Source organism: Streptomyces sp. NPDC001507 (genome assembly GCF_042894765.1).
In the GTDB taxonomy this organism is placed as follows: Bacteria; Actinomycetota; Actinomycetes; order Streptomycetales; family Streptomycetaceae; genus Streptomyces.
Genome location: NZ_JBIAVV010000011.1, coordinates 429,280 through 452,307, shown reverse-complemented (window position 1 = coordinate 452,307; position 23,028 = coordinate 429,280). Strand labels below are relative to the sequence as shown.

Sequence of the window (23,028 nt, the reverse complement as noted above, 5' to 3'; positions counted from 1 at the left end):
CGACCCGATTTCCTCGGTGCTTTCCAGGTTCCCGCTCTCGCGTTTCCCTTTCCGGCGGTTCCGACTCTATCAGATCCTTTCGGCGTCTGATTCCCGGTCAGCGGGTGTCGCCTTCGCGGCTGTTGGGCCGTTCCGACGAGTGAGACTTTAGCGGATTCCCGGCCTCCGAGCTAATCGGGGGCCGCGTCCTTTCGAACGTGGATTCCTCATTCCGTAAATACGCACGCAGAAGCCGTCGACGACGTATCGCCGATTGCCGGTAGGTACTTGCGGAGTGGCTGTCCGGGGACCGACCGGGGTCGGCGCTCACGTCGGACAACTCGGAGAACAGTACGTATCCGGTTGGGGCGTGTCAACTCGCGGCGGGACGGCACCCCGGCGGCGTATGGTGGGCGCCATGACTACGCGTACGTGTTCCCAGCAGTGGTGGCCCGCCTGACGGCGGCCGCCCTCACGTACGTATTCAACGGCCGCCGCTTCGGCGGCCGTTCGTGTATCTCCCTCCAGAACCCCTGAGGGCCGGCCGCCGGGGACGGCGGCCTCGACCAGGAGGTGGAGAGGGAATGACACGGGTCTTCAGCGGGATCAAGCCGACCGGGCACCTGACACTGGGGAACTACCTGGGGGCGATGCGGCAGTGGGCTGCCGTGGACCAGCACCGGTCCGACGCGCTGTTCTGCGTCGTCGATCTGCACGGCATGACCGTGGACCACGATCCGGCCCGGCTGCGCAGGCTCACCCGGCAGGCGGCGACGCTGCTGCTGGCGGCGGGGCTGGATCCGGAGCTGTGCACCGTGTTCGTGCAGAGCCATGTCGACGAGCACACCCGGCTGTCGTACGTCATGGAGTGCGTGGCGACCGACGGTGAGATGCGGCGGATGATCCAGTACAAGGAGAAGGTCGCCAGCGAGGGGGCGCGGGGGCGAGGTGTGCGGCTGTCCCTGCTGACGTACCCGGCGCTGATGGCGGCGGACATCCTGGCGTACCGGGCGGACGAGGTGCCGGTCGGGGACGACCAGGCGCAGCACGTGGAGCTGACGCGGGATCTGGCGGTGCGGTTCAACCAGCGGTACGGGCACACGTTCGTGGTGCCGAAGGCGACCGTGCCGACGGTGGCGGCGCGGGTGATGAACCTGCAGGATCCGACGTCGAAGATGGGCAAGAGCGACGACTCCGGTCCCGGGATCGTCTATCTGCTCGACGAGCCGGACGTGATCCGGAAGAAGGTCATGCGGGCCGTGACGGACAGCGGGCGGGAGGTCGTGTACGACAGGGAGGAGCGGCCCGGGGTCGCGAATCTGCTGGAGATCCTCGCTGCGTGCACGGGTGGGAACCCTGAGTCACTGGCTACCGTTCACGATTCGTACGGCGCGCTGAAGCAGGCCACCGCGGAGGCGGTCCTGGAGACGCTCAGGCCCGTGCGGGCCAGGCACAAGGAGTTGTGTGCCGATCCTGGATATGTGGAGGGGGTGCTGCGGCATGGGGCGGAGAAGGCCCGGGCGATCGCCCGGCCGATCGTCGATACGGCTTACCGGGCGATCGGGCTGTTGCCGCCGGGCACCGTCTCGGACTCGCGCACCGTCTCGGGCGCGGTGACGGCCGAGCCGGCGTTGAACGCCGCGCGGTAGGCGCGGGGGCTGGTGGCGAGGCGCGATGCGAAGTGCTGACGCATGGTGACCTCGCTGCCGAACCCGGCCCGGCGGGCGATCTCGGGCATGGGCAGGTCGGTGCGTTCGAGGAGTTTCTGAGCCGCGGCGAGGCGCTGGTCGAGGAGCCAGCGGAGCGGGGTCGTGCCGGTCTCCGCCGTGAAGTGGCGGGCGAAGCTGCGCGGGGACATGCCGGCGTGCGCGGCCAGGTCGGCGACCGTCAGTGGTTCGTGCAGGTGGCGCAAGGCGTGTTCACGGACGGCGGCAAGGGTGTCGGCGTCACGGTCGGCGCGTGGGGTGGGGTGCTCGATGAACTGTGCCTGGGTGCCCGTGCGGAAGGGGGCGGTGACCATCGAGCGGGCGATGGTGGCAGCGGCTTCGGCGCCGTGGGTCCGGCGGACGAGGTGGAGGCAGAGGTCGATGCCGGCGGCCGTGCCGGCGGCGGTCCAGATGTTGTCGTCCTCGATGAAGAGGGCGTCGGGGACGACGGTGATGCGGGGGTGCCGGGTGCGGAGGAGGTCGATCAGGTTCCAGTGGGTGATGGCGCGGCGGCCGTCGAGCAGGCCGGCCTGGGCGAGGGTGAAGGCGCCGCCGCAGAGGGCGGCGAGGGTGGTGCCGCGGGCGTGCGCGCGGCGGAGTGCGTCGAGAACGGGGGTGGGTGCGGGGGTGAGGTCGTCGTCGAGGCCTGGGACGACGACGAGATCGGCTCGGTCGAGCCAGGCGAGGGTGCGGTCGGGGTGCAGGGCCAGGCCGCCGCGCATCGGGATGGGGGTGCTGTCCACGGCGACTCTGCGCAGGTCGAAGGCGGGGGCGCCGCGGTCGGTGCGGTCGGCGCCCCAGACCTCCGTGATGACGGAGACGTCGAAGGCTCGGACGCCGGGGAAGGCGACGAGGGCGATGCGCTGTGCGGGGGCCGTGGTCGGCATGGCTGGCAGTAAACCATCGATCGCTGGCTTTTGCCGCTCTGGGGCGTGGCGGCCCACGGCGACAGGATCGTGCCCATGGGAAACGACATGGAAAGCACGCAGACCACGGAGAACTCGCTCAACTCGGAGAACTCGGTAACCGCGGGGAACTCGGTGCCTGCCGTCGCCGCCGACGCGGCTCTGGTGGTCGTCGACGTGCAGAAGGGCTTCGAGGAGCTCGGCTTCTGGGGGCCGCGGAACAACCCCGGGGCCGATGGGAACATCGCCGCGCTCATCGACGTGTGGCAGGAGACCGGGCGGCCGGTGGTCTTCGTCCGGCACGACTCGTCGAAGCCGGGGTCCCCGCTGCGGCCGGGGCAGGAGGGGAACGACTTCAAGGAGTACGTGGCGGAGAGGAGAGGGAAAGGGGCTGCCGGAGGGGGCGGTGCCGAGCTGCTGGTCACGAAGTCCGTGAACTCGGCGTTTCTAGGGGCGCCGGATCTGGGGGCCTGGCTGACTGGGCAGGGCGTCGGGCAGATCGTGCTGGCCGGGATCCAGACCAACATGTGTGTCGAGACGACGGCCCGGATGGGCGGGAACCTCGGGTACGACGTGCTGGTGGCGTACGACGCGACGTACACCTTCGACCTGGTGGGGCCGTTCGGCTGGCGGCGCGGTGCGGAGGAGCTGGCGCAGGCGTCGGCGGTGTCCCTGCACGGGGGTGGCTTCGCGCGGGTGTTGACCACGAGGGAGATCGTGGCGGCGGCGCGGTGACCACCCCCGGGGGGCCGTCAGTCCTTCTTGCCGGAGGCGAGTTCGCGGCTGCGGTCGCGGGCGGCTTCGAGGGCGGCGATGAGGGCGGCGCGGACGCCGTGGTTCTCCAGTTCGCGGATGGCGTTGATGGTGGTGCCGGCGGGCGAGGTGACGTTCTCGCGGAGTCTGACGGGGTGTTCGCCGCTGTCGCGGAGCATCACGGCGGCGCCGATCGCGGACTGGACGATGAGGTCGTGGGCCTTGTCGCGGGGCAGGCCGAGCAGGATGCCGGCGTCGGTCATGGCCTCGACCAGGTAGAAGAAGTACGCCGGGCCCGAGCCGGAGAGGGCGGTGCAGGCGTCCTGCTGGGACTCGGGTACCCGGAGGGTCTTGCCGACGGCGCCGAAGATCTCCTCGGCGTGGGCGACATGGGCCTCGGTGGCGTGGGTGCCGGCGGAGATGACGGACATCGCCTCGTCGACGAGGGCGGGGGTGTTCGTCATGACGCGGACGACCGGGGTGCCGGTGGCGAGGCGTTCCTCGAAGAAGGAGGTGGGGATGCCCGCGGCGCCGCTGATGACCAGGCGGTCGGCAGGGAGGTGCGGGGCGAGTTCGTCGAGGAGGGTGCCCATGTCCTGGGGCTTGACCGTGAGGATCAGGGTGTCGGCGGTCTTCGCGGCCTCGGGGTTGGTGACCGGGGTGACTCCGTGGCGGGCGCGGAGTTCTTCGGCGCGTTCGGGGCGGCGGGCGGTGACCAGGAGGTCGGCAGGGGCCCAGCCGGCGCGGATCATTCCGCTGAGCAGGGCTTCGCCGATCTTGCCGGTGCCGAGGACTGCGACTTTCTGACTCATGCGGTTCAGTCTGGCACCGGGGGTGCGGGCGGGGGCCGGTTGTCCGCTGGACGGACGCCGGCGGCGGGTTACGCGGTGCGTCGCCGCAGGGTGGCTGCTCCCAGGGCCAGGACCAGCAGGGCGCAGCCGGCGACGATCAGGACGTCCCTGACGAAGGTGGCGGTCATGTCGGTGTGGTGGAGGACCTCGTTCATGCCGTCGACGGCGTAGGACATGGGCAGGACGTCGGAGATGGCTTCGAGGGCGGGGTGCATCTCGGAGCGGGGGGTGAAGAGGCCGCAGAGGAGGAGCTGGGGGAAGATCACCGCGGGCATGAACTGGACCGCCTGGAATTCCGAGGCCGCGAAGGCCGAGACGAAGAGACCGAGGGCCGTGCCGAGCAGGGCGTCGAGCAGGGCGACCAGGAGCAGGAGCCAGGGGGAGCCGGTGACGTCGAGGCCGAGGAGCCAGACGGCGAGGCCGGTGGCGAGGGCCGACTGGATGATCGCGAGGATGCCGAAGGCGAGGGCGTAGCCGGCGATGAGGTCGGCTTTGCCGAGGGGCATGGCGAGGAGTCGTTCGAGGGTGCCCGAGGTGCGTTCGCGGAGGGTGGCGATGGAGGTCACCAGGAACATCGTGATGAGCGGGAAGATGCCGAGGAGTGAGGCGCCGATGTTGTCGAAGGTGTGCGGGCTGCCGTCGAAGACGTAGCGGAGCAGGACCAGCATCAGGCAGGGGATGAGGATCAGCAGCGCGATGGTGCGGGGGTCGTGGCGGAGCTGGCGCAGGACGCGGGCGGCGGTTGCGGTGGTCCGGGAGAGGTTCAGGGCGCCGACGGGGATGGTGTCGGCGGTGGTGGTCGTGGTCTGGGTGGTCATCGTGCCGTTTCCTTCGTGCGGGAGTTGGCGGCGGCTTCGTCGACGAGGTGGAGGAAGGCGGCCTCGACGGTGTCGGAGCCGGTGCGGGTGCGCAGGGCCTCGGGGGTGTCTCCCCCAGCCTCCGGCCGGGAGGTGCCCCCAGCGAGGATCTCGCCCTCGCGCATGAGGAGGAGGCGGTGGCAGCGTTCGGCCTCGTCCATGACGTGGGAGGAGATGAGGAGGGTGGCGCCGCGGCTGGCGGCGATGGAGTGGAAGAGGTTCCAGAGGTCGCGGCGCAGGACGGGGTCGAGGCCGACGGTGGGTTCGTCGAGGACGAGGAGTTCGGGGCTGCCGAGCAGGGCTACGGCGAGGGAGACACGGTTGCGCTGGCCGCCGGAGAGATTGCCGGCGAGGGCGTCGGCGTGGTCGGCGAGGTCGACTTCGCCGAGGACACGGTCGACGTCGGCGCGACGGGCGGCGGTGGGGCGGGTGGGGTCGAGGATCGCGCCGAAGTAGTCGAGGTTCTGGCGGATGGTCAGGTCGTCGTAGACGGAGGCGGCTTGGGTGACGTAGCCGATGCGGGTGCGCAGGGAGGGGTGTCCGGCCGGGCGGCCGAGGACGTTCAGGGTGCCGGTGACCTTGGCCTGGGTGCCGACGATGGAGCGCATCAGGGTGGACTTGCCGCATCCGGAGGGGCCGAGGAGGCCGGTGATCTGGCCGCGCGGGACGGTGAAGTCGAGTCCGCGCAGGACGGTGCGGGGTCCGCGGACCGCGGTGAGTCCGGCGGCCTGGACGGCGGGGGGCAGGGCTGGGTTACCGGGGGCCTGGGGCGGCTCCGGCGAGTAATTCACCATGCGATGAATAATGCTCGGGAGGGAGTGGGTCGTCAAGGGGAGGGCGTGGCAGGGCCGGGGCAAGGCGGTGGCGGGGAGGCAGGGAGGCTTTACCGGCGCTGGCCGGGTGCCGCCCGCGCCCGCCCGGGCAGCCCTCAACGGCACGACTGCCGAGGGCTGGGACGTGCCCCTAAGGGGCGCTGGGGGCGGCCGGGACGTGCTCCGCAAGGGGCGCTGCGGGCGGCCGGGACGTGCTCCGCAAGGGGCGCTGGTGGCACCCCCGGCCGAAGGCTGGAGTAGGAACTGCGCGATCGACCCCCACCGGCCCACGGCCGAGTCGCTGCCGCGGGCCGGTGTCGTCGGGAGCGCTCAGGCGTTGAGCGCTACGAGGAGGAGGACGTCGTACGTCTCTTCGACGACGCCGTCCGGGAAGATCTTCAGGAGGTGGGCGCGTTCCGCCGCGAGGAACTCGGTGCGGCGGGCCTCGGAGGTGACGAGGAACGCCGAGTGGCTGCCGATGTTGGCGAGGTGGGTGTCGACCGGGACCCGGCGGCTCCAGCGGACCTCGCGGCGCGTGAAGCGGAGCCTGCCGCTGGGGTCGGCGAGTTCGGTGCGGTCGGCCCCCTTGCGCTGCTCGAACGCGTTGTCGATGCCGAAGAACCGGCTGATGCGTTCGGAGGCGTCGGCGATCCAGCCGACGTCGAGGGCGCTGGTGTTCCACCACAGCGCCAGCGCCCCGCCGGGACGCAGCACGCGGAGCGCCTCCGGCACGGAGCGGGCCGGGTCGGTCCAGTGCCAGGCCTGGGCGTAGGTGACGAAGTCCGCGGTGGCGTCGGCGAGCGGAAGGGCGTCGCCGTTGCCGCGGACGATCGGGATGCCGGGGCGGGTGGCGTGGAACTGCGCCGCCATGCCCTCCCCCGGCTCCACCGCGATCACCTCGGCGCCGCGCGTGTGCAGGAGGGCGGTCGCGATGCCGGTGCCCGCGCCGACGTCGACCACCCGGGCGCCCGTGAGGGAGCGGCCGGCCTCCTCCTCGACGGCGTCCAGGAGAGCGGGCGGGTAGGAGGGGCGGTTCGCGGCGTACTGGGCCGCGGCGGCGTTGAAGGAGCGCGCGCGTGCGGCGTGGGAGGGGGCGGGGGTCGGGTTCGGGCCCGGGTTCCGGGGGTGCGACTGCGACTGGCCTGTGGTCATGCGGCCATGGTCCCCGGGGGCGGGGCGGGGATGACAGGGATGTCCGAGAGGTGGGCCGGATCCGGTGCGCCGGCCTCAGGACTTCCGCTTCTTCTTCGACGGGTTGCCCGAGCGGCGGGTGGTGCGGCGTTCGTGTTCCCGGACGGCGGTGTCGTACTCGGCGCGGTGGAGTTTCTCGCCGGGGGCCTCGGCGAGGGAGCGGAAGAAGTAGGCGAGGAGCGAGCCGACGAAGCCGATGGCCAGGAGGCCGCGCAGGGAGGCCTGGCGTTCGGGGTCGGGGCGCTTGCCGAAGGACTCCCAGGTGTTGCGGAAGGCCAGGGCGCTGCAGATGGCGAACATCGCGACGACGAGGACGGTCACGAAGGCGCCGGTGTCGGCGAGCTGGACGCCCTCGTAGGCGAGGCGCAGGACCAGGCAGGAGCCGACGGCGGCGGCCAGTGAGCCCACGGCCACGCCGATCCGGCGGGCGGTGTAGCCGTCGTCGTGGTTCACCCAGGACGTACCGAAGAAACGGAGGGGCTCGGGGCGGGGCCCGCCGGTGGAGCCCGCGGGGGTGTCCGGGGTGCCTGGTTCGTCGCTCACGGGACGATTATGGCGCCGGGGGCCCGCGGGCTCCGGGTCGGGTCGGGTCGGACCGGTCGGGTCAGGCGCAGCGGTCGGCTACATAACCGTCGCTGCCCGTGTGGACGTAGGTGTCCGAGACGAATTCGCCGTTGCTGATGTTGTCCCAGATGTTCGAGGTGCCGTAGTAGCCGGACACGGTCGAACCCGGGGTCTGGCAGTAGATCGGCACCTGGGCGCCCTCGGGCAGGGCGCGGGTGATGCTGTAGCTGGTGCCCGGCCCGTCATGGACGTTCAGGCGGACGCCCGGGGCGATGGGGTAGTAGCGGACGGTCGCGGCAGCGTTCGCCGTGGCGGCGGTGCCTAGGAGCATGAGGAAGGCACTGCCGGTGGTTGCCGCCGACAAGAGGATGGATCTGCGTCTGAGCGATGTCATACGAGTCCTCCGGAGTCCGAAGACCGGATCGCGAAACCAGATCGCGAAACAGGATCAGGCGCAGCGGTCGGCCACGTAGCCGTCGCTGCCGGTGTTGATGTAGGCATCCGAGACGTATTCACCGTTGTCGATGTTGTCCCAGATCTTGGACGTGCCGTAGTAGCCCGACACCGTCGTGCCGGGGGTCTGGCAGAAGATCGGGACGCGGGTGCCCTCGGGAAGGGTCCGCGTGATGGCGTAGCTCGTGCCGGGACCGCTGCGGACGTTGAGGCGGACGCCCGGGGCGACCGCGTACGTCTTGACGGCTGCGGCCAGCGTCGAGACGGCCTCCCCCTCGCCGCTGTTCTCGGCTTCCTGCACGTGATCGACAGACATGTACCGCTCCCCCCACTGGCCCCATGAGTTCCATGGAGTCCCGTTGATTCCCCTCATTCGAGCCGCGAAACACATGTCCGTAACTCGCACGCGGAGGCTAGCAAGCCGCCTCTGTCTCGTACGAGTCATCGACTAGGCTCCGTGAGTCGCGCTCCGCGGAAACAGCACGGGGGTGGTCCCTTGACGCCACAGCGCAACACCGGAGCGGGCGCGGAAGCGGAACTTCCCGAGTATGCCGGGCACTACCGTCTGGAGTCGTGCCTCGGCTCCGGTGGTATGGGCGTGGTGCACCTTGCCCGCAGCACCTCGGGGCTGAAGCTCGCGGTGAAGGTCGTGCATGCCCAGTACGCCAAGGACCGTGAGTTCAGGGGCCGTTTCCGGCAGGAGGTGGCCGCCGCGCGCAAGGTCAGCGGCGCCTTCACCGCCCCCGTCGTGGACGCCGACCCCGAGGCCGAACGGCCCTGGATGGCCACCCTCTTCATCCCCGGCCCGACCCTTTCCGAGCACGTGAAGCGGAGCGGTCCGATGCCTCCTGCCCAGTTGCGCCGGCTGATGGCCGGACTGGCGGAGGCGTTGCGCGACATTCACAGGGTCGGTGTGGTGCACCGGGATCTGAAGCCGAGCAACGTGCTGCTCGCCGATGACGGTCCCAAGGTGATCGACTTCGGCATCTCCCGGCCGAAAGACAGCGAACTGCGGACCGAGACCGGGAAGTTGATCGGTACTCCGCCGTTCATGGCGCCGGAGCAGTTCCGGCGGCCGCGTGAAGTGGGGTTCGCCGCCGACATCTTCGCGCTCGGGTCGGTGCTGGTGCACGCGGCGACGGGGCGGGGGCCGTTCGACTCCGACAGCCCGTACGTCGTCGCCTACCAGGTCGTGCACGACGAGCCCGACCTCACCGGCGTACCGGAGGAACTCGCTCCGGTGGTGCTGCGGTGCCTCGCCAAGGAGCCCGAGGACCGGCCGACGCCCGACGAACTGATGCGGGAACTGCGGTCGTTGTCCGCGTCGTACGACACGCAGGCGTTCATACCGGCACAGCGGGTCATGGTCGACGACGGCGACGGGGACTCACCGGAGGAGGAGTCGTCTGCCGCAGTGCCCGAGCAGAAGGCGAAGGCGGGGAAGGCGCGGAAGACCACGATGCGGCGCATGGCCGTCGCCGTCGGGGCCGGCGTCCTGGTCCTTGGGGGTGTGGTCGCCTCGGCACTGTGGCTCGGGGGCGGCGATCCGACGCCGGTGGGCAGCACGGTGCACGGCTCCACGGCCGCGTTCGAGGCGTGGCAAGCGGAGGGGGTGGCCAAGGGCGGTTCGGGGATGCCCCAGTGCGTCGCCGGTGCGGGGAAGGTGCTGTGCTTCCGGTCCGGTCTGGCCTCCGCCTTCGATCCGGCGGACGGCCGGCTGCTGTGGCGGCACAGGGTCGCGGACGAACGTACGAGCGGCTCGCCGTACTTGTCCGGCGGCCTCCTGTTGCTGCCGACACACGGCGGCCGGAAGGTGGAGGCGCTCGACCCCGCCTCGGGTGCGTCGCGCTGGAAGCAGGACATGCCCGCGAACCAGGTCATGGAGTTCACCAAGAGCATGCTGCTGGCCGTGGGGGCCAACGGGGTGATCACCGGCATGGACAGCAGGTCCGGCCGGAGCAGGTGGACCCTGCCCGTCTCGGGCGGCGGCACGCCGTCCCTGAGTTCGTTCGCCGGGGACCCGTTGGTGTACGCGGCCGGCACCGCCGCCGACGGGACGGGCACCCAGGTCACCGCGCTGGATCCGGTCACCGGGGCCAAGCGCTGGAAAGTCAGGATGGCGGGGGATCTGAGGCCGGTCGGAAGCGCGGGCGGGTCCCTCTTCCTGCTGTCCGTGGACACCACCGCCGGGGAGACGGACGCGGTGGTGCGCTACACACCGGAGGCGCAGGCGACCCGCCGGGTGGCGCTGCCCGTTCCCCGGGTGGCTCCGGGTGCCACGGTCCGCGGCGACGTCGTCTATCTGCTGTCCGCCGGCGGCTCTCTGGAGGCCGTCGACCTGGAGAGCGGCAAACAGCTCTGGGAGCTCCAGACGTCGGTGAGCCGGGGATCGGCGCCCGTGGCCGACGACCGGCACGTCTACTTCACCGCCGCCGACGGACGCCTGCTCGCCGTCGACAGACGCAGGGGAACCCTCGTCGGCCAGACCCCCGCGCGCCTCGGCACGAACGCGGGCCAGGTCACCGCCGCCCTGCCCGCCCCCCTGCTCCTCGACTCCCACGTCTACGCCACCGCCCCCGACGGCACCGTCTTCGCCGTGGACGCGGGGGATCCCGGCGACTGGTAGCGGCGCCGGAAAGAAGGGGCCGCCTCCGTGCGGGAGGCGGCCCCTTGCCCCTTGCCTGCTTGCGGTGTGGTTCAGCCCAGCTTCGTCACGTCGCGGACCGCGCCCTTGTCGGCGCTGGTGGCCATCGCGGCGTAGGCGCGCAGGGCCGCGGAGACCTTGCGGTCGCGGTTCTTCGGGGCGTACACGCCGTTCAGGGCCTGCTCGCGGCGGGACAGTTCGGCCTCGTCGACGAGGAGCTCGATCGTGCGGTTCGGGATGTCGATGCGGATGCGGTCGCCGTCCTCGACGAGGGCGATGGTGCCGCCGGAGGCCGCCTCCGGGGAGGCGTGGCCGATGGAGAGGCCCGAGGTGCCGCCGGAGAAGCGGCCGTCGGTGATCAGCGCGCAGGTCTTGCCGAGGCCGCGGCCCTTGAGGAAGGACGTCGGGTAGAGCATCTCCTGCATGCCGGGGCCGCCCTTGGGACCCTCGTAGCGGATCACGACGACGTCGCCGTCGGTGACCTGCTTGTTGAGGATCTTCTCCACGGCCTCTTCCTGCGATTCGCAGACGACCGCGGGGCCCTCGAAGGTCCAGATCGACTCGTCGACGCCGGCCGTCTTGACCACGCAGCCGTCGACGGCGAGGTTGCCCTTGAGGACCGCGAGGCCGCCGTCCTTGGAGTACGCGTGCTCGACGTTGCGGATGCAGCCCTCCGCCCCGTCCTCGTCCAGCGCCTCCCAGCGCTCTGACTGGGAGAACGCCTCGGCGGAGCGGACGCAGCCGGGGGCCGCGTGCCACAGCTCGACCGCCTCGGGGGACGGGGAGCCGCCGCGCACGTCCCACGTCTTCAGCCAGTCCGCGAGGGACGGGCTGTGGACGGAGTGCACGTCCTCGTTGAGGAGGCCGCCGCGGTGCAGCTCGCCGAGGAGGGCGGGGATGCCGCCGGCGCGGTGCACGTCCTCCATGTAGTACGTGCGGGTCTTCGCGACGTTCGGGGCCACCTTGGCCAGGCAGGGCACCCGGCGCGAGACCTCGTTGATCTCCTCCAGGCCGAAGGGGACGCCCGCCTCCTGGGCGGCGGCCAGCAGGTGGAGGATCGTGTTCGTGGAGCCGCCCATCGCGATGTCCAGGGCCATCGCGTTCTCGAACGCGGCGAAGGTCGCGATGTTCAGCGGCAGGACCGTCTCGTCGTCCTGCTCGTAATAGCGGCGGGTCAGGTCCATGACCGTGCGGGCCGCGTCGACGTAGAGCTGCTTGCGGGCCGTGTGGGTGGCCAGCACCGAGCCGTTGCCGGGGAGGGAGAGGCCGATCGCCTCCGTCAGGCAGTTCATCGAGTTGGCGGTGAACATGCCGGAGCAGGAGCCGCAGGTCGGGCAGGCGTTCTCCTCGATCTTGAGGACGTCCTCGTCGGAGACGTTCTCGTTCGCCGCCTCGACCATCGCGTCGATCAGGTCGAGGGTGCGGACCGTGCCGTCCACGAGGGTCGCGCGGCCGGCCTCCATGGGGCCGCCGGAGACGAAGACCGTCGGGATGTTCAGGCGCAGGGCGGCCATGAGCATGCCCGGGGTGATCTTGTCGCAGTTGGAGATGCAGACCAGGGCGTCGGCGCAGTGCGCCTCCACCATGTACTCGACACTGTCCGCGATCAGGTCGCGGGAGGGCAGGGAGTACAGCATGCCGCCGTGGCCCATCGCGATGCCGTCGTCCACGGCGATCGTGTTGAACTCGCGCGGGATGCCGCCGGCCTCCTTGATCGCCTCGGAGACGATCCGGCCGACCGGCTGGAGATGGGTGTGGCCCGGCACGAACTCCGTGAACGAGTTCGCGACGGCGATGATCGGCTTGCGGCCGATGTCCGCACCCGGTACACCGGAGGCGCGCATAAGGGCGCGGGCGCCCGCCATGTTGCGGCCGTGGGTGACTGTGCGGGACCTCAGCTCGGGCATCGTCGCTCGCTCCTTCAGACAGATAGGGCTGCTAACGAGCGTACGCCCGTTGTTCAGGCCTCGGGACGAGGTGTCCGGAATGCGGGACGCGCGTCTCGCACGGGCAGGGTCTCGCACGGGCAGGGTCTCGCACGCGCAGGGATGACGAGTCGAGGATCACGGCCGGGCTCACGGACCGGTCAGATGCCCCTGCACCACCGGGGCGATCCTGGCCACGATCTGCTCCAGGTCCGCGGACGCCAGCGGCTCCAGCTTGATCACGTAGCGCAGCATCGCGCATCCCACCAGCTGCGCCGCGGCCAGCTCGGCCCGCAGCTCTCCGTCGGGGTGTCCCAGCTGCTCCGCGAGCCGGCGCAGCAGCTGGGCGGCGACCAGCCGGCGGAAGACGGCGGCGGCCGTCTCGTTGTTGACGGCGGAGCGGACGATCGCGAGGAGCGGCTTACGGGTGGTGGGGTTCTCCCAGATGCCGAAGATGAACCGAGTCAGACGCTCGCCGACGCCGTCCGGCGGGCCGTCGGCGATGGCGGCGGGCGCGTTGAGCGTGGGGGCGAAGGCGACCGCGATGGCGGCCTCGAAGATCTGTTCCTTGGTGCCGAAGTAGTGGTGGACCAGGGCGGAGTCGACCCCGGCGGCCTTGGCGATGCCACGTACGGACGTCTTCTCGTAGCCGTGTTCGGAGAACTCCTCGCGGGCGGCGACGAGGATACGCTCCCGGGTGTCGGCCGACTCGGCACGCGGGGGGCGGCCGCGGCGCCGGGTACCCGCACCGCCTCCGGCCGGGGTGTCGCTCACCGGCGGGGCACCTTCACCGCCGAGGCCAGGTGCAGCCGGGTGAAGGCCAGGGCCTCCGCGAGGTCGGCCTCGCGCTCCGCGCCGGACATCGCGCGCCGGGTGTTGACCTCGATGACGACATGGCCGTCGAAGCCGGTGACCGCGAGCCGCTCCAGCAGTTCGGCGCAGGGCTGGGTGCCGCGTCCTGGCACCAGGTGCTCGTCCTTGGCGGAGCCGCGGCCGTCGGCGAGGTGGACGTGGCCGAGCCGGCCGCCCATGCGGTCCAGCATGGCGAGCGCGTCGACGCGGGACGTCGCGGCATGGCTGAGGTCGATCGTGAAGTGCCGGTAGTCGTCCTTGGTGACGTCCCAGTCGGGGGCGTACGCGAGCATCTCGCGGTCGCGGTAGCGCCACGGGTACATGTTCTCCACCGCGAACCGCACGTCCGTCTCGTTCGCCATGCGCCAGATCCCCTCGACGAAGTCGCGGGCGTACTGGCGCTGCCAGCGGAACGGTGGGTGCACGACGACCGTGCTCGCGCCCAGCTTCTCGGCGGCGGCCCGGGCCCGCTGGAGCTTGACCCAGGGGTCGGTGGACCAGACCCGCTGGGTGATCAGCAGACAGGGGGCGTGAACGGCGAGGATGGGGATGCGGTGGTAGTCGCTCAGCCGGCGCAGCGCCTCGATGTCCTGGCTGACCGGGTCGGTCCAGACCATGACCTCGACGCCGTCGTAACCGAGGCGCGCGGCGATCTCGAAGGCCGTCGCCGTCGACTCCGGATAGACGGAGGCCGTGGAGAGCGCGACCTTCGCATCCGGGATGCGGACGACGTCCCTTGGGTTTGCCACGAGGGACAGGTTACGGGGTGAGGAGGAGTGGGAAGGGGGCGCCTACTCGCCGTTGTGACGAGGGTCGCGTCGGCGCGTGCGGCGCCTTCGCGGCTTGCCGCGCCCACTCGGCGGAGCCGCATGCCGCATACGGCCCCGCGCTCCTTTCGGGGCGCTCAAGCGGAACCCATGTGGTCAAGGCGCCGCAGGATCACGCCCTCCCTGAGCGCCCACGGGCACACCTCCACGCTCTCCACCTCGAAGAGGTCCATCGCGGCCTCCGCCACCAGCGCACCCGCCACCAGCTGGCCCGACCGCCCCTCGGACACTCCCGGGAGTGCGGAGCGCTGGGCCGTGGTCATGGCCCCCAGCCTCGGGACCCAGGTCTCCAAGGAGTCCCGCTTGAGTTCCCGCTGGACGTAGAGGCCGTCGGCGGAGCGGGCCGCGCCGGCGATGCGGGCCAGCTGCTTGAAGGTCTTCGACGTGGCGACCACGTGGTCGGGGGCGCCGAAGCGGGTGAACTCGCCGACCGTACGGGCGATCTCGGCGCGCACGTGGCGGCGCAGTGCCCGTATGTCGTCGGAGGACGGCGGGTCGCCGGGGAGCCAGCCGGCGGTGAGCCGGCCGGCGCCGAGCGGCAGCGAGACGGCCGTGTCGGGTTCCTCGTCGATGCCGTACGCGATCTCCAGGGAGCCGCCGCCGATGTCAAGGACCAGCAGCTTTCCGGCGGACCAGCCGAACCAGCGGCGGACCGCGAGGAAGGTCAGCCGGGCCTCCTCGGCACCGCTGAGGACCTGGAGCTCGACACCGGTCTCGGCCTGCACGCGCGCGAGGACCTCGTCCGCGTTGGTGGCCTCGCGCACGGCGGAGGTGGCGAACGGCAGCAGGTCCTCGACGCCCTTGTCCTCCGCGGCCTGGAGGGCGCCGTTGACGACACCGACCAGTTTCTCGATGCCGTCGGGGCCGATCGCCCCGTTGCCGTCGAGGAGTTGGGCAAGGCGCAACTCCGCCTTGTGCGAGTGCGCCGGCAGCGGGCGCGCGCCGGGGTGCGCATCCACCACCAGCAGATGCACTGTGTTGGATCCCACGTCGAGGACACCGAGTCTCATGTACGGAACTGTACGGAACACTGCTGACAGGGGTCCCCGAGCAGTCCCCGGAGTGGCCGCCGGCGACTTACCCTGGACGGGTGCCAAAGACGAAAAAGACGAAGGACCACAAGGCCGCCAAATCAGCCGACGGTTCTTCGCGGGCGAAGCCACCGAAGCAGTCGAAGCCGCCGAAGACCACTCTCGCCGCGGACGAGAAGGGTCTCGACTTCGCACGGGCCTGGGTGGAGTTCCCGGATCCGGCCGACGACGAGCAGGTGTTCCGCTGTGATCTGACCTGGCTGACCTCGCGCTGGAACTGCATCTTCGGCAGCGGCTGCCAGGGCATCGAGGCGGGCCGCGCGGACGACGGCTGCTGCACGCTGGGCGCGCACTTCTCCGACGAGGACGACGAGAAGCGGGTCGCCGATCATGTGGCGAGGCTCACGCCGGAGATCTGGCAGCACCACGACGAGGGCACGCGGGGCGGCTGGATCGCGGAGGACGAGGAGGGCTCCCGCCAGACCCGCCCGTTCCAGGGCTCCTGCATCTTCCAGAACCGCCCCGGTTTCGCCGCGGGCGCCGGCTGCTCGCTGCACATCCTGGCGCTGCGGGAGGGCCGCGAGCCGCTGGAGACCAAGCCGGACGTCTGCTGGCAGCTCCCGATCCGCCGGACGTACGACTGGATCGACCGCCCCGACGACACGCGGGTCCTGCAGATCTCGATCGGCGAGTACGACCGCCGGGGCTGGGGTCCGGGCGGCCACGACCTGCACTGGTGGTGCACCTCGGCGACCTCGGCACACGGCGCGGGCGACCCGGTCTATGTGTCCTACCGCCCGGAACTGACCGAACTGATGGGCAAGGCCGGCTACGACCGGCTGGCCGAGCTGTGCGAGGCACGCCTCGCCTCCCAGCTCCCACTGGTGGCACCGCACCCGGCCGACCCGGTGGGCTGACGCCCCGCGGGGAACTGCGCGGACCCGCAGTCCGTAGCGGGCCCCGCGGCACTCACGAAGCCGGTGGCGGGGTTTGGCTGCCGGGGTCTGTCGGTGAAGCCGGTGGCGTCGGGCTCGCGGTGTCGGAGTCCGTGGGGGTCGGTGTGGGCGAAGGTGAGGTCGGTGGGTCGGTGGGCGGTGCTGTCGGCTGGGTCGTCGGGTCGGTTGCCGTCGGTGTCGGTGTCGGCCCCCCCGCAGGGGGCGGTTTCGGTCCCCGGCGCGTCGGCGGGGCCATCCCGTAGCCGTCGATCGACACCACCGCCCCCGCCGGCGCCACCGCCACCCGCGCGCTCCAGCGCCCGGCCGGCTCCCGCAGGTGATCGACGTACACCTTGATCGTGAACGTCTCGCCCGGCCGGAGCGTTCCCGACGGCCTGGAGAAGTACAGCCAGTCCGCCGAGGTGGACACCGACCACCGCATCGCCGCGCCCCCGGACGCCGTGAGCGTGATCAGGGTCGTGTCGCCGTCGTTCGCGGCGGTCACGGCGAGGTGCGCGGCACCGACCTTCCTCCGGTCGGCTCCCGTGACGCCGATCACCTCCACCGACACGTCGGCCTTGCCGTCCTTGCCGATGCGGGGCCCGGGTCTGGTGCTGGCGTTGCCGGCGTTCTGGTAGCCCCCGCCCGTGTCGCCGTCGAGCGCGTCGGGTCCTGCGGCCTCCCGCGCGGTCACGGACGGCCCGTCGTGCCCCTCCCCCGCGGGCGAGCCCCGGTACGCCGCCCACAGGGCCAGCACCGGGGCGGCCACCACCGTGGCGACGACGGTCGTCGTGACGGCACGCGCGCGTAGCCGGTCGCGGCGGGCCGCGTGGTCCTTGGGGTCCATCGGGAAGCCGCGCCGGTCGAAGCGCGGGGCGGCGGCGCCACGCGCGCGTGGCTGGTGCGCCATGGCCACGTGCAGGGCCGCGCGGGGCGCCTCCAGGACGGGCAGCTCGGCGGGCGTGGTCATCGCGCCGGGCCACCGGCCGGGGGCGGCGCGCTCGGCGGTACGGCGGCAGCGCGGGCAGTCGTCGACGTGCCGGACCAGTTCACGGCGCAGGGCACTGCTGAGGACCAGCTGGCTGTCGCCGGTGAGGTGGGACACGCTCGGGCAGCCGCCGGTCTCGACGACGGCGAGGGCGGCGCGGGTGCGTTCGACCTCGCAGGCGGCGGAGGCGAGCAGCTCCCGGGCACCGGCCAGGTCCATGCCGAGGACGGCGGCGACCTCGTGGGCGGCCAGGTGGTGGCGTACCGCGAGTTCGAGCGCCTCGCGCTGCTCGGGGGTGGTGCCGGCGGCTTCCGGCCAGGCGAGCAGGGCGAGTTCGCGGCGCCGCTCCTCCTGGGTGTCGGCGGGGACCACGGGGTCGGCGGCGGGGGCGGGGTGCCGGCCCGCCGCGTGGGTGGCCTGACGTTTCTGCTTGGCCTGGGCGAGCCCGCGCAGACAGGCCCAGCGGGCCAGTGCGTACAGCCAGGCCCTGCGGTCCCCGGCGGCCTCCGGAACGCGCTGGCCGCGCCGCTCGGCGAGGGCGAGGACGTCGCCCAGCGCGGCGGTGGCCGCGTCGTGGTCGCACAGCACCGAGAGGCAGTAGGTGAACAGCCCGTCCAGGTACGGCTCGTAGCGGGTCGGCGGTCGCTGCGCCAGCGCACGCGCCGCCGCGCGGTCACGCGCCGTGCGCGCCTCCCGGTGCGCCCGGTGTGCGCCGATCGTTCGGGCCGAGGTCTCCGGACTGCTGCTCATCACCCGTGCGACCGTAGGCGGCGCAGTATGGCCCCTTCTGGCGGCTTGAGCTCTTTTAATCCGTACGGGTGAAACGATCCCTCAATCGGGGACAGGAGCCTGTTCCACCCGGGCTCGTACCCGTCCCCAGCTGGCCGAGACCGGTCCACCCACACCCGTCACGCGGGCCACCGTGGCCCCACTGTCAGTGGCGGGGGCTACGGTTTCCGCATGGCTGCCCGTACCAAGACCGCGAAGGACCGTCCGTCGTACCGCTGCACCGAGTGCGGCTGGCAGACGGCCAAGTGGCTCGGCCGGTGTGCCGAGTGCCAGGCGTGGGGGACGGTCGAGGAGTACGGCGCGCCCGCGGTCCGCACGACGGCCCCCGGCCGCGTCACCACCTCCGCCGTGCCCATCGGCCAGGTCGACGGCCGGCAGGCAACCGCCCGCACCACCGGCGTGCCGGAGCTGGACCGGGTCCTCGGCGGCGGCCTGGTCCCCGGCGCGGTGGTGCTGCTCGCCGGCGAGCCCGGCGTCGGCAAGTCCACCCTCCTGCTCGACGTGGCCGCCAAGGCGGCCAGCGACCAGCACCGCACGCTCTACGTCACCGGCGAGGAGTCGGCGAGCCAGGTCCGGCTGCGCGCCGACCGCATCGGCGCCATCGACGACCACCTCTACCTCGCCGCGGAGACCGACCTCGCCGCCGTCCTCGGCCACCTGGACGCGGTGAAGCCGTCGCTGCTGATCCTGGACTCCGTCCAGACGGTCGCCTCCCCGGAGATCGACGGCGCCCCGGGCGGCATGGCCCAGGTCCGCGAGGTGGCCGGCGCCCTCATCCGCGCCTCGAAGGAGCGGGGCATGTCCACGCTCCTCGTGGGCCACGTCACCAAGGACGGCGCGATCGCGGGTCCGCGGCTCCTCGAACACCTCGTGGACGTCGTCCTGCACTTCGAGGGCGACCGGCACGCCCGGCTGCGCCTGGTCCGGGGCGTCAAGAACCGCTACGGCGCCACCGACGAGGTCGGCTGTTTCGAACTGCACGACGAGGGCATCACGGGCCTCACCGACCCGAGCGGACTCTTCCTGACCCGGCGTGACGAACCGGTTCCGGGCACCTGCCTGACCGTCACCCTGGAGGGCCGCCGCCCCCTGGTCGCCGAGGTCCAGGCGCTGACCGTGGACACTCAGATTCCCTCCCCCCGCCGGACCACGTCCGGCCTGGAGACCTCCCGCGTCTCGATGATGCTGGCCGTCCTGGAGCAGCGCGGGCGGATCAGCGCGCTCGGCAAGCGGGACATCTACTCCGCGACGGTCGGCGGGGTGAAGCTCTCGGAGCCCGCCGCCGACCTGGCCATCGCCCTCGCGCTGGCCTCCGCCGCCAGCGACACCCCGCTCCCGAAGAACCTGGTCGCCATCGGCGAGGTCGGCCTCGCGGGCGAGGTCAGACGGGTCACCGGGGTCCAGCGCAGGCTCGCGGAGGCGCACCGGCTCGGCTTCACGCACGCGCTCGTACCGGGTGATCCCGGCAAGATCCCGGCGGGCATGAAGGTCCTGGAAGTCGCCGACATGGGGGACGCGCTGCGGGTGCTGCCGCGCTCCCGTCGCCGAGAGGCCCCACGGGAGGCGGAGGAGCGCCGGTAGACTTTGCCCTGGTCTCGCCCGTCCGTACGAACCGAGTGCGGGGACGGCAGCGCCTCAGAACCTGCGACCGGAGGAGTGCAGTGGCAGCCAACGACCGGGCAGGAGCTCCCGGAAAGTCCGGTGGGAGTGCCGGTTCCGATGGCCTGATGCGCGCCTCGCTGAGCGCCGTGGCTCCGGGCACGTCCATGCGGGACGGCCTGGAGCGGGTCCTCCGCGGCAACACGGGCGGACTCATCGTCCTCGGCTTCGACAAGACGGTCGAGTCGATGTGCACGGGCGGATTCGTCCTGGATGTCGAGTTCACGGCGACCCGGCTGCGCGAGCTGTGCAAGCTCGACGGCGGCATCGTGATCTCCTCCGACCTGTCGAAGATCCTCCGGGCGGGCGTGCAGTTCGTGCCCGACGCGACGATCCCCACGGAGGAGACCGGCACCCGCCACCGCACGGCGGACCGCGTCTCCAAACAGGTCGGGTTCCCGGTGGTCTCGGTCTCCCAGTCGATGCGGCTGATCGCGCTGTACGTCGAGGGGCAGCGCCGCGTCCTGGAGGACTCGGCGGCGATCCTGTCCCGCGCGAACCAGGCGCTGGCGACCCTGGAGCGGTACAAGCTCCGCCTGGACGAGGTCGCGGGGACGCTGTCGGCGCTGGAGATCGAGGACCTGGTGACGGTCCGCGACGTGTCGGCGGTCGCCCAGCGCCTCGAGATGGTCCGCCGGATCGCCACGGAGATCGCCGAGTACGTGGTCGAACTGGGCACCGACGGGCGGCTGCTCGCCCTCCAGCTGGACGAGCTGATCGCCGGGGTGGAGCCGGAGCGTGAGCTGGTGGTCCGGGACTACGTCCCCGAGCCGACGGCGAAGCGCTCCCGCACGGTCGACGAGGCGCTGTATGAGCTGGACGCTCTGAGCCACGCGGAGCTGCTGGAACTTCCCACGGTGGCGCGGGCGCTGGGGTACACCGGATCGCCGGAGGCGCTGGACTCGGCGGTGTCGCCGCGCGGCTTCCGGCTGCTGGCGAAGGTGCCGCGGCTGCCGGGGGCGATCATCGACCGGCTGGTCGAGCACTTCGGGGGCCTCCAGAAGCTGCTCGCCGCGAGCGTGGACGACCTGCAGACCGTGGACGGCGTCGGCGAGGCCCGCGCCCGCAGCGTCCGCGAGGGCCTGTCGCGGCTGGCGGAGTCGTCGATTCTTGAGCGGTATGTCTGAGTTCGCCGGTTAGCTCGGGGCGCTGCGTTCTGCGGCGACTGCGGGCCGGATGGGGCTGGTCGCGCAGTGCCTCGCGCCCCCTTGGGGCGTTCCCCAGCCGTGTCCTCCACAGCTGCGGGCAGGCGTGCCGCAGTCGGCCGCGGGCCGTGGGGCTGGTCGCGCAGTTCCTCCCCCAGCCTTCGGCCGGGGGTGCCCCCAGCGCCCCTTACGGGGCGCTAGTCCGCCGCCAGCACGAAGGACGCCTGGGCCTTGGCGTACCCCGGGGCCGTCGCCTCCAGGAGATACGTGCCCGCCCCGGCCGACCCCGCCGGAGGCGTCGCACACTGGGGGGCGCTCGGCTTCCGGTCCCACTTCAGGGTGTACGTGATGCTGCTCCCGGACGGCACCCGGTACCACCGGCTCCCCGCCGCCTTCGGGCAGTCCGCCGACGACCAGTAGGTGTCGTCCGCGCTGGCCTGCGTGATGGTCAGCACCGCACTCTTCGGCCCGAGGTCGATCTTGCAGTCGCTGGACGACGTGTTCTTCGCGGTGAACTCGAAGGTCGGCGTCTGCTCGGGCGAGTACGAGTTGTGCAGGCTCCGCAGCGTCAACGCCACCGAACCGGCGGTGCAGTTGGGCAGCGAGGAGGTCCCCGGCAGCGAGGCGACCGTACCGCCGGACCCGGACGTCACGTCGTTCCCCGAGCCGGAGGAACCGCCCGAACCGCCCGAACTGCCGGACGTGTCGCCGCCCGAGCCGGCCGAACTCCCGCCGGCGTCACCGGAACCGGACGTCGAACCGGGGCTCGAACCGGAACCGCCCCCCGAACCGCTGCCGCCCGACCCGTCCCGGCCGCCCGGTGCCTGGCTGATCGCCGGACCGCTGCCCGACGGACCCGGCGTGATCGTGGACACGGGATTCTTGCCGTTCGCCCCGTTGTCGCCCTTCTTGCCGCCTCCGCCGCCGGACGTGACGATCCAGACGATCAGCAGCGCCAGCACGGCGACCACGGACACCATGACGACCCTCCGTCGCCAGTAGATGGAGGAGGGAAGCGGCCCGACCGGATTGCGCAGAGATCCCACGGCGCAAACTGTACGAGAGATCCGTGCAGTTCCTCGCCCCACCCGCCGCCCAAACCTCAACTTTTCCGGATCATCATTTCGGCAACTCCCGTCGGCACGGCCACCCTTCGCCGGGCGCGGTGTCAACCCGACCCCGCCGCGCCCTCGCCGCGAACCACGTCCACCCCACCCGTCGCCGGACGTGGCAGGATCGGAAGTGCCATGACTGAGAAGCTTCACACCCCTGTGATCGCCTGGTTCGACGCCCACGCCCGCGACCTCCCCTGGCGCCGCCCGGAGGCGGGCCCGTGGGGTGTGATGGTCAGCGAGTTCATGCTGCAGCAGACCCCGGTGAACCGGGTCCTGCCCGTGTACGAGCAGTGGCTGGCCCGCTGGCCGCGCCCCGCTGACCTCGCCGCGGAGGCACCCGGTGAGGCGGTCCGCGCCTGGGGCCGGCTCGGCTACCCGCGCCGCGCTCTGCGGCTGCACGGCGCCGCCGTCGCCATAACGGAACGGCACGGCGGCGACGTACCGACGGATCACGCGCAGCTGCTCGCGCTCCCGGGCATCGGCGAGTACACCGCCGCCGCGGTGGCCTCGTTCGCGTACGGGCAGCGGCACGCCGTCCTGGACACCAATGTGCGGCGGGTGTTCGCGCGGGCGGTGACCGGTGTGCAGTACCCGCCGAACGCCACCACCGCCGCCGAGCGCAAGCTCGCCCGCGAGCTGCTGCCCCCGGACGAGAAGACCGCCGCCCGCTGGGCCGCCGCCTCGATGGAGCTGGGCGCGCTGGTGTGCACGGCGAAGAACGAGACGTGCCAGCGGTGCCCGATCGCCGGGGAGTGTGCCTGGCGGCTGGCGGGCAAGCCCGAGCACGACGGGCCGCCACGGCGCGGGCAGACGTACGCCGGTACCGACCGGCAGGTGCGCGGCAAGCTGCTGGCCGTCCTGCGGGAGGCGCACGCGCCGGTGCCGCAGACGGCGCTCGACCGGGTGTGGCACGAGCCGGTGCAGCGGGCCCGCGCGCTGGACGGGCTGGTCTCGGACGGGCTGGTGGAGCCGCTCGCGGGCGGCCTGTACCGGCTTCCGCTGAGCTGACGTACAGGCACATCACAGGAGACGGGGCTCTGTTACGGC

The 23,028-nt window shown here is 72.0% G+C and carries 21 protein-coding genes; 7 read left to right on the top strand and 14 right to left on the bottom strand.

Annotation, left to right across the window (positions count from 1 at the left end; genetic code table 11):
• Positions 1-563 precede the first annotated feature (563 nt).
• Positions 564-1,628, top strand: coding sequence for a tryptophan--tRNA ligase (trpS, locus tag ACFY0K_RS34200; protein ID WP_390643055.1), 1,065 nt, complete (start codon positions 564-566; stop codon positions 1,626-1,628).
• On the opposite strand, the gene ACFY0K_RS34195 is transcribed toward trpS, so the two are convergent.
• Positions 1,529-2,572 (bottom strand): GlxA family transcriptional regulator, encoded by a 1,044-nt coding sequence (locus ACFY0K_RS34195; protein WP_390643054.1) that lies wholly within the window; start codon positions 2,570-2,572, stop codon positions 1,529-1,531. The two genes, trpS and ACFY0K_RS34195, sit on opposite strands and share 100 nt — an antisense overlap.
• A gap of 87 nt (positions 2,573-2,659) precedes the next feature.
• Between ACFY0K_RS34195 and ACFY0K_RS34190 the strand changes: the two genes are divergently transcribed.
• Positions 2,660-3,325 carry a cysteine hydrolase family protein gene (locus ACFY0K_RS34190; RefSeq protein ID WP_390643053.1) on the top strand — a complete coding sequence of 222 codons (666 nt, stop codon included), beginning with the start codon at positions 2,660-2,662 and terminating at the stop codon, positions 3,323-3,325.
• 17 nt (positions 3,326-3,342) lie between these two features.
• Here the strand turns inward: ACFY0K_RS34190 and proC are convergent, their stop codons facing one another.
• From proC to ACFY0K_RS34155, 7 genes are all read right to left on the bottom strand, one after another.
• Positions 3,343-4,155 carry a pyrroline-5-carboxylate reductase gene (gene proC, locus ACFY0K_RS34185; RefSeq protein ID WP_390643052.1) on the bottom strand — a complete coding sequence of 271 codons (813 nt, stop codon included), beginning with the start codon at positions 4,153-4,155 and terminating at the stop codon, positions 3,343-3,345.
• A gap of 68 nt (positions 4,156-4,223) precedes the next feature.
• Positions 4,224-5,012 carry an ABC transporter permease gene (locus ACFY0K_RS34180; protein WP_390643051.1) on the bottom strand — a complete coding sequence of 263 codons (789 nt, stop codon included), beginning with the start codon at positions 5,010-5,012 and terminating at the stop codon, positions 4,224-4,226.
• Positions 5,009-5,845 carry an ABC transporter ATP-binding protein gene (locus tag ACFY0K_RS34175; protein WP_390643050.1) on the bottom strand — a complete coding sequence of 279 codons (837 nt, stop codon included), beginning with the start codon at positions 5,843-5,845 and terminating at the stop codon, positions 5,009-5,011. Before ACFY0K_RS34175 ends, ACFY0K_RS34180 begins: the two co-directional genes overlap by 4 nt.
• Before the next feature lie 348 nt (positions 5,846-6,193).
• On the bottom strand, positions 6,194-7,015 hold the full coding sequence (locus ACFY0K_RS34170) for a class I SAM-dependent methyltransferase (protein WP_390643049.1): 822 nt from the start codon (positions 7,013-7,015) through the stop codon (positions 6,194-6,196).
• 75 nt (positions 7,016-7,090) lie between these two features.
• Positions 7,091-7,597 (bottom strand): EamA/RhaT family transporter, encoded by a 507-nt coding sequence (locus ACFY0K_RS34165; protein WP_351960957.1) that lies wholly within the window; start codon positions 7,595-7,597, stop codon positions 7,091-7,093.
• Between the two features lie 61 nt (positions 7,598-7,658).
• On the bottom strand, positions 7,659-8,012 hold the full coding sequence (locus ACFY0K_RS34160; RefSeq protein ID WP_390643048.1) for a hypothetical protein: 354 nt from the start codon (positions 8,010-8,012) through the stop codon (positions 7,659-7,661).
• A gap of 54 nt (positions 8,013-8,066) precedes the next feature.
• Entirely contained in the window at positions 8,067-8,387 is a 321-nt protein-coding gene (locus ACFY0K_RS34155; protein ID WP_390643047.1) for an SH3 domain-containing protein, read from the bottom strand.
• Positions 8,388-8,567: 180 nt separating this feature from the next.
• Here ACFY0K_RS34155 and ACFY0K_RS34150 point away from each other — a divergent pair, with 180 nt between their 5' ends.
• Positions 8,568-10,697 (top strand): PQQ-binding-like beta-propeller repeat protein, encoded by a 2,130-nt coding sequence (locus ACFY0K_RS34150; protein ID WP_390643046.1) that lies wholly within the window; start codon positions 8,568-8,570, stop codon positions 10,695-10,697.
• A gap of 71 nt (positions 10,698-10,768) precedes the next feature.
• Here the strand turns inward: ACFY0K_RS34150 and ilvD are convergent, their stop codons facing one another.
• The 4 genes from ilvD to ACFY0K_RS34130 form a co-directional block, all read right to left on the bottom strand.
• A complete protein-coding gene (gene ilvD / locus ACFY0K_RS34145; RefSeq protein ID WP_351960953.1) occupies positions 10,769-12,622 on the bottom strand; it encodes a dihydroxy-acid dehydratase in 1,854 nt (617 codons plus the stop codon).
• Positions 12,623-12,790: 168 nt separating this feature from the next.
• Positions 12,791-13,414 carry a TetR family transcriptional regulator gene (locus tag ACFY0K_RS34140; RefSeq protein ID WP_390643045.1) on the bottom strand — a complete coding sequence of 208 codons (624 nt, stop codon included), beginning with the start codon at positions 13,412-13,414 and terminating at the stop codon, positions 12,791-12,793.
• Positions 13,411-14,241, bottom strand: a complete 831-nt coding sequence (locus tag ACFY0K_RS34135) for a sugar phosphate isomerase/epimerase (RefSeq protein WP_351496963.1) — start codon at positions 14,239-14,241, stop codon at positions 13,411-13,413. The genes ACFY0K_RS34140 and ACFY0K_RS34135 overlap by 4 nt, the downstream gene beginning before the upstream one ends.
• Positions 14,242-14,396: 155 nt before the next feature.
• Positions 14,397-15,329 carry a Ppx/GppA family phosphatase gene (locus tag ACFY0K_RS34130; RefSeq protein WP_390643044.1) on the bottom strand — a complete coding sequence of 311 codons (933 nt, stop codon included), beginning with the start codon at positions 15,327-15,329 and terminating at the stop codon, positions 14,397-14,399.
• Positions 15,330-15,409: 80 nt separating this feature from the next.
• Between ACFY0K_RS34130 and ACFY0K_RS34125 the strand changes: the two genes are divergently transcribed.
• Positions 15,410-16,267 carry a hypothetical protein gene (locus ACFY0K_RS34125; RefSeq protein ID WP_390643043.1) on the top strand — a complete coding sequence of 286 codons (858 nt, stop codon included), beginning with the start codon at positions 15,410-15,412 and terminating at the stop codon, positions 16,265-16,267.
• A 52-nt stretch (positions 16,268-16,319) separates the two neighbouring features.
• Here the strand turns inward: ACFY0K_RS34125 and ACFY0K_RS34120 are convergent, their stop codons facing one another.
• Positions 16,320-18,023, bottom strand: coding sequence for a hypothetical protein (locus ACFY0K_RS34120; RefSeq protein WP_390643042.1), 1,704 nt, complete (start codon positions 18,021-18,023; stop codon positions 16,320-16,322).
• 210 nt (positions 18,024-18,233) lie between these two features.
• On the opposite strand from ACFY0K_RS34120, the gene radA reads away from it, so the two are divergent.
• Together radA and disA are read left to right on the top strand one after the other, a co-directional pair.
• Entirely contained in the window at positions 18,234-19,643 is a 1,410-nt protein-coding gene (gene radA / locus ACFY0K_RS34115; RefSeq protein ID WP_351960948.1) for a DNA repair protein RadA, read from the top strand.
• 80 nt (positions 19,644-19,723) lie between these two features.
• Positions 19,724-20,848, top strand: coding sequence for a DNA integrity scanning diadenylate cyclase DisA (gene disA / locus ACFY0K_RS34110; protein WP_351960947.1), 1,125 nt, complete (start codon positions 19,724-19,726; stop codon positions 20,846-20,848).
• Positions 20,849-21,063: 215 nt separating this feature from the next.
• On the opposite strand, the gene ACFY0K_RS34105 is transcribed toward disA, so the two are convergent.
• Complete coding sequence (locus ACFY0K_RS34105) at positions 21,064-21,912, bottom strand: hypothetical protein (RefSeq protein WP_390643041.1); 849 nt, start codon at positions 21,910-21,912, stop codon at positions 21,064-21,066.
• Between the two features lie 201 nt (positions 21,913-22,113).
• Here ACFY0K_RS34105 and ACFY0K_RS34100 point away from each other — a divergent pair, with 201 nt between their 5' ends.
• Positions 22,114-22,989, top strand: a complete 876-nt coding sequence (locus ACFY0K_RS34100) for an A/G-specific adenine glycosylase (RefSeq protein ID WP_390643040.1) — start codon at positions 22,114-22,116, stop codon at positions 22,987-22,989.
• The last annotated feature ends 39 nt before the right edge of the window (positions 22,990-23,028 follow it).

Bases quoted from the DNA above. Each gene is read 5' to 3' on its own strand.
- ACFY0K_RS34100 (WP_390643040.1), top strand. From the start codon at position 22,114: ATGACTGAGAAGCTTCACACCCCTGTGATCGCCTGGTTCGACGCCCAC.
- ACFY0K_RS34170 (WP_390643049.1), bottom strand. From the start codon at position 7,015: ATGACCACAGGCCAGTCGCAGTCGCACCCCCGGAACCCGGGCCCGAAC.
- ACFY0K_RS34155 (WP_390643047.1), bottom strand. From the start codon at position 8,387: ATGTCTGTCGATCACGTGCAGGAAGCCGAGAACAGCGGCGAGGGGGAG.
- trpS (WP_390643055.1), top strand. From the start codon at position 564: ATGACACGGGTCTTCAGCGGGATCAAGCCGACCGGGCACCTGACACTG.
- ACFY0K_RS34195 (WP_390643054.1), bottom strand. From the start codon at position 2,572: ATGCCGACCACGGCCCCCGCACAGCGCATCGCCCTCGTCGCCTTCCCC.
- ACFY0K_RS34160 (WP_390643048.1), bottom strand. From the start codon at position 8,012: ATGACATCGCTCAGACGCAGATCCATCCTCTTGTCGGCGGCAACCACC.
- radA (WP_351960948.1), top strand. From the start codon at position 18,234: ATGGCTGCCCGTACCAAGACCGCGAAGGACCGTCCGTCGTACCGCTGC.
- ACFY0K_RS34180 (WP_390643051.1), bottom strand. From the start codon at position 5,012: ATGACCACCCAGACCACGACCACCACCGCCGACACCATCCCCGTCGGC.
- ilvD (WP_351960953.1), bottom strand. From the start codon at position 12,622: ATGCCCGAGCTGAGGTCCCGCACAGTCACCCACGGCCGCAACATGGCG.
- ACFY0K_RS34175 (WP_390643050.1), bottom strand. From the start codon at position 5,845: ATGGTGAATTACTCGCCGGAGCCGCCCCAGGCCCCCGGTAACCCAGCC.
- proC (WP_390643052.1), bottom strand. From the start codon at position 4,155: ATGAGTCAGAAAGTCGCAGTCCTCGGCACCGGCAAGATCGGCGAAGCC.
- ACFY0K_RS34190 (WP_390643053.1), top strand. From the start codon at position 2,660: ATGGAAAGCACGCAGACCACGGAGAACTCGCTCAACTCGGAGAACTCG.
- ACFY0K_RS34120 (WP_390643042.1), bottom strand. From the start codon at position 18,023: ATGAGCAGCAGTCCGGAGACCTCGGCCCGAACGATCGGCGCACACCGG.
- ACFY0K_RS34130 (WP_390643044.1), bottom strand. From the start codon at position 15,329: ATGAGACTCGGTGTCCTCGACGTGGGATCCAACACAGTGCATCTGCTG.